The organism is Fretibacterium sp. (genome assembly GCF_057312375.1).
Map to the genome: position 1 here is coordinate 1 of NZ_DBHLDX010000097.1, position 4,895 is coordinate 4,895.

The following is a 4,895-nucleotide window of genomic DNA, read 5'->3' on the forward strand; positions in this document are numbered from 1 at the left end:
CGGGCAACGAGGTGATCCGGCAGGGCTTTGCGGACCTCCAGGCCTCCGCCAAGCAGGGTGTCCACCTGGGGGACGCCGCGAAGCGGGCGAAGGTGTTCCCCATCCTGGTGTGCCAGATGATGCGCATCGGCGAGGAAACGGGCCACCTGGACGACATGCTGGAGCGTGTGGCAAGGTGGTACGACCAGGAGCTGGACGAGCAGATCAAGGCCATGACCTCCCTGATGGAGCCGATAATGATTATCTTTGTGGGCGGCCTCGTGGCGGTGATCGCCATGGCCATCTTTGGCCCCATCACTTCGGCCATGGCTCAGTTGGGATAGAACGGGTGAGCTGAGAGGTCTCGGCCCGATCGGTCGAAAATCATGACGTTTTTGATTCTTAAGACCCATTGCATATAGGGTTGAATGCTCTATGATGTATAGCATCAAGGCCGCAGAGAACGGCGGTCAAATTTAAAGGAGGAGTTTCAATTATGAAGATGCGTAAAGGTTTCACCCTCGTTGAGCTGTTGATCGTCATCGTGATCATCGGTGTGCTGGCTGCGGCCATGCTGCTTTCCACCGGTTCCGCTACGGCTTCGGCGAAGGCTTCCACGATCATCAGCGACCTGCGCTCCATGAAGTCGGCGATTCTGCTTCTTTACGCGGACAGCATGGATAACATGCCGGCGGCGAACAGCCTGATCACTACCGCTGGTGCAGTAGGGCTGAAGAAGTACATCGACAACGCCGACAAGTACAAGACGACGGATGGCTATGAGATTGACGCGGCTGGTGGCAAGTGGTACGTCGGCTATGACACGAGCAAGTTGGGTTCCGACGCGGCCGAGGTTCGCGAGAAGTTGGCGGCCAAGGCGACGAGTGTGGGTCTGTATAGCGACAAGAGCACAGACGCAACGAAGGTTTTTAAAGCTACCGATACAACGGTTTATATGGTGGCCCGCTAACCAACACACGAAATAGTTTCTGCCTTAAAAAACGGCCCCTTTGGGGGCCGTTTTTTTGTCTTTATGGACTTCACCAGATGGGGGGCGAAAAGCCCCCCTGAAAGGGGAGGTGCCGCCGTAGGCGGCGGAGGGGTACAGCCAGACGACACGACTTACGGACGCCGACAGGCGGTCGGCGTCGTGTCGGTCGGCTGTGCCGAAAGAGGACAATTTATTGTCGTCTTTCGGCGTTGGCGGGAGATGTCAGACAAAAATTTTATTGCGATCGCCTCTTGACAATAGCGAGATATACTATATACTTATATTCATGAAAGGGGGTGACGCGGTGAAGACCATGGGAGAGGAGGTGAGAGCATGGCAGTCAGCAGCGTACTGAGGCGGAGCGCGGTGGCCCTGAAGCTCAACGCGGGCAAGGACCCGAAGACCGGAAACGCGATCGTGAAGAGCTGTTCCCTCGGAGGCATCAAGGGCGGGGCGGACCCGGAGGCGATCATGAACGTGGCGGAGTTGGCAGCCCCGGTGTTGGCCCATCCCGTGACCCGGGTGGAGCAGACCGAGGTCCACACCCTGGAGAGGCAGTAAGGAGGGGATCCGATCGTTGTCAATTTGTGAGAGAAGGGAGGTGATCGTTTGTCTGTCAGCCTGAAGCTGAAGTTCAAGGATGCCGATGCCCGGACCATTTCCAGCACGCTCAACCACGCGAAGCCCGATGCGGAGGCGTCGGCGGTGAAGGCCCTCATGGAGGGGATGATCGCGAACAAGGCCATCTACTCGCCGGAGCCGATGTCCATCGTGGGCGCGGAGTTCGTGACCGTCACCAGCACCCCGGTGAGCCTGTAGCGGCGTAGTCGTGCGGTGGAAGGATGCGCATCCGAAATGACGGACCGGGGGACGCCCCGGTCTTTTTTCTCCTCTGCATCGCGGAGGAACAGGAGAAAAGGAGGAGTTCATGGATAACATTGAGGCGTTTGCCGGTGCGGCGCTCCAGGGCGGCTTTTCCGTGGCCGTTTCCGCTTTTCTGCTGCTCCGGATGGAGCGGGAGCTGCGGGCCTTGCGGGAGGCCATCACCCTGCTGCGCCACTGTCAGACCTGCCGCCTGTCGCCCCTCGAGGGCAGCCGGTCGGGGAGCGGGGAAGCGCGCGGATGAGGTGGGAGGTTCGGCACTTCAGGCCGCAGGAGTTCGTCTGCCCCTGCTGCGGCACGGGGCGCCCCTCCATCCTTCTGGTGCTGTGGCTGGAGGGGCTGCGGGAGGCGTGGGGCGGGCCCGTTGTTGTGAACAGTGGCTTTCGCTGCGAACGGCACAATGCGGAGGTTGGGGGTGTACGGCGGAGTCGGCACCTCGTGGGCTGCGCCGCGGACGTTCGCCCCGCGGGGGGCTCGATGGCGGACTTTGCCCGCCTCGTGCGGAGGCTGGGAAGCCTGCCGGGCTGGGAGCTGCGGTTCTATGGAACCTTCGTCCACGTTGGCGTCCCGCGGCGGGAAGCCGACCGGCTCTGGTCGGGAGGGGAGGTGGAGGCAGGCCGTGAGGGAGCGCTGGCAGGCACTGGCGATCGCGTTTGAGTTTTGGCGTAACCGTGACTTTGCTATTGCCAAAAGGACCGTGGCCTGATAGAATAGCCTCTTGTAAGGCCGGCGTAGCTCAGTTGGTAGAGCAGCGCACTCGTAATGCGCAGGTCAACAGTTCGAGTCTGTTCGCCGGCTCCATGATGAAGAAGATTGAGGACCGTACTCGGTGGGTGCGGTCCTCATTTTTATGCCCTCCTGATGAAGCACCCCCACCGTCGCCTACGTTGAAGGTGAGGCAGGGTACGCGCCGAGTATTCCCCCCTTTCTTCCGGTTTTGAGCGAGAGGGCTTGTTTGTTATAATGAGGCCAAGCTTGGGGGTGGAGCGCAAAATGCACGAGCGGGACATGACGGAGAAGCACTTGGAGGGGTACAACGACGTCTTTGCGGACATCGTGAATGTTCTGCTCTTCAATGGCGAACGGCGTGTGAAGCCGGAGGACCTTCAGGACGCACGGGCCCGCACGCTCTACAAGGCGGACGGAAAGCTCCACGAGCAGGAGCGGGACGTTTCCAAGCTGTGGGTTTCCGCGGGGGCCGTGATCTCCCTGATCGGGTTCGAGAACCAGACCGCGGTGGACCGGGACATGCCGCTTCGGGTGCTGGGTTACGAGGGGGCGGACTACCGGGGCCAGTTGTCGGCGGACAAGGGGCTGTACCCGGTGGTGACGCTGGTCCTCTACTTTGGGGAGGCGCCGTGGACGGGGCCGCGGACGCTGTTCGAGCGGGTTTCCGTGGCCGAGGGGCTGAGGCCGTTTGTGAACGACTACCGGGTCAACGTCTTTGAGGTTCCGCGTCTGACGGCGGAGCAGGTGGGGCAGTTTCGGAGCGACTTCAGGATCGTAGCGGACTACTTTGTGCAGATGGGGCGGGACGAGGAGTACGAGCCCCCGCGTCAGACGATCGAGCACGTGGACGCGGTGCTGAAGCTCATGTCCGCGCTGACGCGGGACCGTCGGTTTGAGGATACGCAGAACGAATTCAGGAAGGGGGAGGACGTCACGATGTTGAGCGTTTTGGACAAGGTTGAGGCCAGGGGCAGAATCGAGGGCATCGCTCTGGGACGAGATGAGGGCATCGCCTCCACGGCGCGGCGGATGTTGGGTATGAGCTTCACGTCCGAGCAGATATCCCAGGCGACCGGGCTGTCCCATGACGAGGTCGAGGCGCTGCGAAGGGCTCAACCGTGAGGCTGCCGGCGAGGCCCAAGGATGCGATGATTGGACAGGCGCTCCCCACGTGGGGGCGCCTGCGCTTTTTTGCTATAATGAGGCCAGGAGCTGAAGGGATGGGGAGGATGGTGCGGATGTTGGTCAACACGCCCTACGACGACGTGTTCCGAACGCTTCTGAACGATTGTTCGAGCCTCATTATCCCATTGGTGAATGAGATATTTCACGAGTCGTACTCCGGGGACGAGGCGGTGGAGCTCTACCCGAACCAGCACTTTATCAACGGTCAGGACGGCAAGGAACGTGAGCGCATCACGGACTCGTGTTTCGGGATACGGGGCAAGTCGCTGAAGAAGTACCACATCGAGTGCCAGAGCACGTCGGACGACACGATGCTGGTGCGGATGTTCGAGTACGACGCGCAGATCGCGCTGGATGCGGGCGAGGTCGAGGGTGGCGTGTTGACGGTTCGTTTTCCTGCGTCAGCGATCCTGTACCTTCGGTGCCGCGCGACCACGCCGGACGTGCTGACGGTCCGCATCGAGCTGCCCGGCGGAAGGTCTGCGGCCTACGATATCCCGGTGATGAAGGCCCAGCGGTACACGCCGGAGGAGATATTCTCCAAGGGGCTGTTGTTTCTCATCCCCTTCCACATTTTTGCGCATGAGGGACGATTCGGGAGGTACGAGAGGGACGAAGGGCTGCTGCGGGACTTTCTGTCGGAGTACGAAGGGATACGGGATCGGCTTGAGGGGCTGGCGGAGAGCGGGCAGTTGACGGAGTACGTGAAGCGGACGCTCGAGGAGATGTCGGGCAAGGTGTTGGAGCACATCGCCCGCGGGCACGAAAAGGTGAGGGAAGGAGTGAAGTCCATCATGGGAGGCAGGGTGTTGGAGTACGAGGCGAAGACGATCCTGAGGGAGGGCATCGCTCTGGGACGAAATGAGGGGATTGCCTTGGGCGAGACCAGAGGGCTGGCCAGGGGCCTGAACGAGGGTATCGCCTCCACGGCGCGGCGGATGCTGGCGCGGGGCGTTTCGCTGGAGCAGGTGGCCGACTTCACCGGCCTCTCCCCTGACGAGGTGGAGGCGTTGCGAAGAGCCCAGCCGTGAGGCTGCCGGCGAAGGCCACAGGCCAGGCGCTCCCGATGCAGGAGCGCCTGCGCTTTTCGGCCCCTGCCGGTTGACTTTTATCCGCCTCCGCGTGCTAT

Annotated in this window: 8 protein-coding genes and 1 tRNA gene; all 9 read left to right on the plus strand. The window is 61.4% G+C overall.

Annotated features, from left to right (window positions below):
- Positions 1–323, plus strand: a 323-nt coding sequence (locus ACO41U_RS09880; RefSeq protein ID WP_485943604.1) for a type II secretion system F family protein, incomplete at its 5' end; no start/stop codon positions are given.
- 152 nt (positions 324–475) lie between these two features.
- Positions 476–949, plus strand: coding sequence for a type II secretion system protein (locus ACO41U_RS09885; protein WP_485943606.1), 474 nt, complete (start codon positions 476–478; stop codon positions 947–949).
- A 354-nt stretch (positions 950–1,303) separates the two neighbouring features.
- A complete protein-coding gene (locus ACO41U_RS09890) occupies positions 1,304–1,531 on the plus strand; it encodes a DUF1659 domain-containing protein (protein WP_485943608.1) in 228 nt (75 codons plus the stop codon).
- A gap of 48 nt (positions 1,532–1,579) precedes the next feature.
- Positions 1,580–1,789 (plus strand): DUF2922 domain-containing protein, encoded by a 210-nt coding sequence (locus ACO41U_RS09895; RefSeq protein WP_485943610.1) that lies wholly within the window; start codon positions 1,580–1,582, stop codon positions 1,787–1,789.
- Positions 1,790–1,898: 109 nt separating this feature from the next.
- Entirely contained in the window at positions 1,899–2,096 is a 198-nt protein-coding gene (locus ACO41U_RS09900; RefSeq protein WP_298777627.1) for a YvrJ family protein, read from the plus strand.
- Entirely contained in the window at positions 2,093–2,509 is a 417-nt protein-coding gene (locus ACO41U_RS09905; RefSeq protein WP_485943612.1) for a D-Ala-D-Ala carboxypeptidase family metallohydrolase, read from the plus strand. The genes ACO41U_RS09900 and ACO41U_RS09905 overlap by 4 nt, the downstream gene beginning before the upstream one ends.
- A 68-nt stretch (positions 2,510–2,577) precedes the next feature.
- Positions 2,578–2,653: transfer RNA gene (locus ACO41U_RS09910), tRNA-Thr, on the plus strand.
- Positions 2,654–2,833: 180 nt separating this feature from the next.
- Complete coding sequence (locus ACO41U_RS09915) at positions 2,834–3,703, plus strand: Rpn family recombination-promoting nuclease/putative transposase (RefSeq protein ID WP_485943614.1); 870 nt, start codon at positions 2,834–2,836, stop codon at positions 3,701–3,703.
- A 98-nt stretch (positions 3,704–3,801) separates the two neighbouring features.
- Entirely contained in the window at positions 3,802–4,797 is a 996-nt protein-coding gene (locus tag ACO41U_RS09920) for an RpnC/YadD family protein (protein ID WP_485943616.1), read from the plus strand.
- Positions 4,798–4,895: the final 98 nt, after the last annotated feature.